3 protein-coding genes and 1 pseudogene are annotated in these 3,436 nt (G+C 67.4%); 3 read left to right on the top strand and 1 reads right to left on the bottom strand.

Going from position 1 to position 3,436, the window contains the following annotated elements; all coding sequences use genetic code 11:
* On the bottom strand, positions 1 to 392 hold a 392-nt coding region (locus SJH88_RS18675; RefSeq protein ID WP_331700468.1), incomplete at its 3' end, for a PhaM family polyhydroxyalkanoate granule multifunctional regulatory protein.
* 230 nt (positions 393 to 622) lie between these two features.
* Here SJH88_RS18675 and SJH88_RS18670 point away from each other — a divergent pair.
* From SJH88_RS18670 to SJH88_RS18660, 3 genes and pseudogenes are all read left to right on the top strand, one after another.
* Entirely contained in the window at positions 623 to 1,648 is a 1,026-nt protein-coding gene (locus SJH88_RS18670; protein ID WP_416232803.1) for a Bug family tripartite tricarboxylate transporter substrate binding protein, read from the top strand.
* An 81-nt stretch (positions 1,649 to 1,729) separates the two neighbouring features.
* On the top strand, positions 1,730 to 3,220 hold the full coding sequence (locus SJH88_RS18665; RefSeq protein WP_274755334.1) for an NAD(P)-binding domain-containing protein: 1,491 nt from the start codon (positions 1,730 to 1,732) through the stop codon (positions 3,218 to 3,220).
* Positions 3,217 to 3,436, top strand: a pseudogene (locus SJH88_RS18660) (carboxymuconolactone decarboxylase); the annotation flags it as partial. The gene SJH88_RS18665 and the pseudogene SJH88_RS18660, both read left to right, overlap by 4 nt.

Raw genomic sequence — 3,436 nt, 5'->3', positions numbered from 1 at the left:
GGATCGACGGCCGCCTGGGCCGGCAGGGGCCAGTTGGACAGCGGCTGGCCCGCGGCCGCGTCCACCGCCACCTTGGCAGCGCCCGCGAAAGGGAAGCCCTGGGCCAGGTCCGCCAGGTTCACATTCATGCCCTGCAAGGTGGACAGCGTCATGCGCTGCACCTGCAAGGCCTGCACCGTGGCACTGAGGGCACGGTTGTTCTGCTCCAGCCAGAACTGCACCGCCTTGAGTTCTTCGATGCGTTTGTCGATCTCTTCCACGCTGACCGTGGGGGCGACCCAGTGGGCAAATGGCGGTACCGCCGATGCGCCCTGGCCGGCCTTGCCCAGGTTCTGCAAGAAATCGAAACCGGGGATGAATTTGCCGAAACCGAAAGCCGAGGTGTCACTCATAGCAAGCCTGCAAGCAAGAGCCGATGAAAACCCAGGCGCATCCAGCGCTCCGGGCCGCGTGCCACAAGCTTACTGCACAAGGGCGCGCCTGGCTTGTCGTCTGCAACGCACACCGCACCCCGGCCGATGCGGACGCGGAAGCACTCTTTATTCCACATAAGCATATAAAAGACCGTAATTATTTTGCAATCAAAATAAGTAGATCCCTGATTTTTTGAACGCTTTGCACCATGCGCCTGCTGTCCCGTCCCCTGTCCCGGTCCTTGCGGGCCGCCCCGTCCTCCCTGGCCGCGATGGCGGCACTGGCGCTGCTGCCCTGGGCTGCCCAGGCGGCCGAACCCGCGGCCTGGCCCCAGCACCCCGTGACCCTGATCATGGGCTTCAATGCCGGCTCCGGCGTGGACATGGTCGGCCGCTCGATCCAGGAGCCCGTGTCGCAGCGCCTGGGCCAGCCCATCATCATTGACTACAAGAGCGGCGCGGCCGGCAACATCGGCAGCGAATACGTGGCGCGCGCCAAGCCCGATGGCTACACACTGTACTTCGGCACCGCCGCCACGCACGGCAGCAACGCCGCGCTGTACAAGAACCTGCCCTTCGATGTGGAAGCCGACTTCATCCCCGTCGCGCCCATCATCGACGTGGCGAATGTGCTGACCGTCAACCCCAACGTGCTGGACGTCAAGAACCTGCAGGAGTTCGTGGCGGCCGTCAAAGCCAACCCCGGCAAGTACAACTACGCCTCCACCGGCAACGGCGCAGGCACCCACATGGCCTTCGCCGAACTCAATGCCCGCCTGGGCCTGGACATGGTGCACGTGCCCTACAAGGGCGGCCCCGAAGCCATCGGCTCGGTGCTGCGCGGCGAGACCTGCTGCATCATGAACCAGGTGCAGAGCGTGCTGCCCCACTACAAGGCCGGCAAGGTGCGCCTGCTGGGCGTGACCACGGCCAAGGCCGTGGAAGCCGTCAAGGAAGTCCCGACCATCGCCTCCAGCGGCATTCCCGGCACCGAGAGCTTCAACAGCTCGATCTGGTTCGGCGTGTTCGCCCCCAAGGGCACGCCCGCACCGATCATCCGCAAGCTCAGCCAGGCCATCCATGAGGCACAGCAGCTGCCCGAGGTGCGCGATCGCTTCAACGCCCAGGGCAACACCCTGCGCATCGAATCGCCCGAACAGTTCAAGCGTACCGTGCACCAGGACCGTCTGAAGTGGGCCAAGGTGGTCAAGGACGCCAAGATCAGCATCGACTGATTCCACGTTTAGGATCGCAGCACTGCCTGCTGCTCTGCGCCTGCCGCTCTCACGAGCTTCAGGCGCTTTTTGGATTTTGTTATGTCTCTTTCCGCTGCTTCACACCCCCAGCCGGCTGGTCTGCCGGCCCTGGAAGAACGCCTGCGCGACGACTTCACCACCCTGGGCTGGCCAGCCAAGAGCTGGCTGCCCGCCCGCACCCACCACGGCGAGGCCGTGCACGACGTGCTGGTGATCGGCGCCGGCCAGGCCGGCCTGGCGCTGAACGTGGCCTTGCGCCAGGTTGGCATCCGCCCGGTGCTGCTGGACCGTTCGCCGCGCGATTTCGAGGGCCCCTGGGCCACCACGGCGCGCATGGAGACCCTGCGCTCGCCCAAGGAGCTGACCGGCCCGGCGCTGGGCATTCCTGCGCTGAGCTTCCGTGCCTGGTTCATTGCGCAGTTCGGCCTGGAGGCCTGGACCGCCCTCGACAAGATTCCGCGCCTGCAATGGATGGACTACCTGCGCTGGTACCGCCGCGTCACCGGCGCCGATGTGCGCAACGCGCACGAGGTGCTCGCCGTGCGTCCCCAGGCCGATGGCCTGGTGGCCCTGGACGTGCGCGCCGACGGCCACACCCGCACCTGGTTCACGCGCCGCCTGGTGCTGGCCACAGGCCGCGACGGCCTGGGTGGCGCGCAGGTGCCGGCCTTCATGCACGGCATCGATCGCCGCTTCTGGGCCCACTCGTCCGATGCCATGGACTACGCCACGCTGGCCGGTCGGCATGTGGGCGTGGTGGGCGCGGGCGCCTCGGCCATGGACAGCGCCGGCACGGCCCTGGAACTGGGCGCCGCCAGCGTGGACCTGCTGGTGCGCCGCAGCGACCTGCCGCGCATCAACAAGTCCAAGGGCTCGGGCGTGCCCGGCCTGACCCACGGCCAGTACCTGCTGTCCGATGACTGGAAATGGCGCATCCGCCACTACATTAACGCCCAGCAGGTGCCGCCCCCGCAGGGCAGCACCCTGCGCGTGGCGCGCCATGCCAACGCCCACTTCCACCTGGGTTGCGCGGTGCAGCGCGTGGAACCCGTGGGCGACAAGCTGCACGTGCACACCACCCAGGGCGTGTTCGTGCTGGACTTCCTGATTGTCTCCACCGGCTTTGCCATCGACTGGCGCCTGCGCCCGGAGTTTGCCGACATCGCCCCGCACGTGCGTCTGTGGAACCAGCGCTACCAACCCGCCACCGGGCAGGAGGATGCGGAGCTGTCCGCCTCCCCCGACCTGGGCGCATTGTTTGAATTTCAGGAGCGCACACCCGGCACCCAGCCTGGGCTGGAGCGCATTCACTGCTTCTGCTATCCGGCCGCCCTGTCCCACGGCACGATCTCGGGCGACATTCCCGCCATCAGCGACGGCGCCCGCAAGCTGGCCCAGGGGCTGGCCGCGCTGTTCTACCGCGAGGACATCGAGCACCACTTCGCCCAGCTGCAAGCCTATGCCGAGCCCGAACTGGACGGCACGGAGTGGACCGCCGCGGACAGCGCCGCCCGCATTCGCCAACTGCACGACGGAAACGTTTTTTCATGACCGACACCATTGACCGCCTGGCCGGCCTCGCCACCGGCAACCCCGTATTCGCCACCCGCCACGAGCGCAGCAAGGTCGCCGTGGCCACCCAGGCCTGCGAAGACCTGCTGCTGGGCGCCGCCCTGACGGCGGGCCTGTCGCAGATCGAACGCCTGGTGCTGGCCGCCGAGCAGGCCCGCGTCAGCGGCGTGGACGCCCTGGCGGCCGAGTACCGCG

It is taken from the genome of Comamonas sp. GCA5, from assembly GCF_036541385.1.
Classification (GTDB): Bacteria; Pseudomonadota; Gammaproteobacteria; order Burkholderiales; family Burkholderiaceae_C; genus Comamonas; species Comamonas aquatica.
This window is presented reverse-complemented; position numbering and strand designations above follow the sequence as displayed.

Excerpts from the sequence above, each read along its gene's own strand:
- SJH88_RS18670 (WP_416232803.1), top strand. The coding sequence starts at position 623 with ATGCGCCTGCTGTCCCGTCCCCTGTCCCGGTCCTTGCGGGCCGCCCCG.
- SJH88_RS18665 (WP_274755334.1), top strand. The coding sequence starts at position 1,730 with ATGTCTCTTTCCGCTGCTTCACACCCCCAGCCGGCTGGTCTGCCGGCC.